The 986-nt window shown below is 32.3% G+C and carries 1 protein-coding gene; it reads left to right on the top strand.

Going from position 1 to position 986, the window contains the following annotated elements; all coding sequences use genetic code 11:
• Window positions 1-64: 64 nt before the first annotated feature.
• The coding region (locus ASJ80_RS08505) for a right-handed parallel beta-helix repeat-containing protein (RefSeq protein WP_245837546.1) at window positions 65-986 on the top strand (922 nt) is incomplete at its 3' end.

The following is a 986-nucleotide window of genomic DNA, read 5'->3' as shown; positions in this document are numbered from 1 at the left end:
GTTTACTGTAAATGCTAATGCTACTATTCAGGGTTTGATAATTAAGAATTATAGTACTGGAATCTTGAATAAAGCAAATACTATTAACATTACTAATAATACGTTTGCAGGTAATGTGTATGGGTTTGTTAATTATGGTAGTGGTTCTGGTGTTAAGATAAGTGCTAATAATGTTTTCCAGTCCAGTAAAGGTTCAGCTGTTTATAATTATGGGAATAATTTGACTTTCCGTGGTTTTAAACTGGTGAACAATAAAGTGGGAATCACAAACAAAGGATCCAACGTAGATATATTATATAACACCATTTCTGGTGGTGAGTATGGTATTGTAAACTATGTGAAAGCTGCAGACATTAACTACAACACTGTTTCAAGCGCTTCTAAGTCAGGAATCTATAATACTGGTTCTTCCAGTAAAATTGGGCACAATACCTTGAAAAATAATTACTATGGGGTTAATAATAAGGGTTCTGCGTCTATAATTGGTTATAATGCGGTTTCTGGTGGTAGTAAGGGTATTGTAAATAGTGCAGGTTCAACCACAATCAGTGGGAACAGTGTAAAGTCTGTTACAAGTGCTGGTGTTTACAGCAGCGGTTCTAGTGTTAAAATTTATAAGAACACTTTAACTGGTTTAAATAAAGGTTATGGAATTTATTTAACTAGTTCAGCTAAATCTAATCTGGTTCAAAGTAACACGGTATCTAAGTTCTATTATGGGGCATTAAATGCAGGTTACAAGAATACTTTAAAATCAAACACTTTAAAGTATAATAAAATTGGATTATACCTGTATAAAACCGCTAAATACTCTACAGTAACTTCTAACCAGGTTTACAAGAACACTAATTACGGTGTTTACAATAAAGGGTATAAAACAACGCTTTATAAAAACCAGATAACTTACAACACTAAATATGGTTTAGCCACTGTGAAATCTGTTAAAAACACTAAAAACACCATAAAAAAGAATAAAGTCAACACGA

Source organism: Methanobacterium bryantii (assembly GCF_002287175.1).
GTDB classification, from domain to species: Archaea; Methanobacteriota; Methanobacteria; order Methanobacteriales; family Methanobacteriaceae; genus Methanobacterium_D; species Methanobacterium_D bryantii.
Note: the sequence above shows the minus strand (reverse complement) of the source record. Positions and strands in the feature narration are given on the sequence as shown.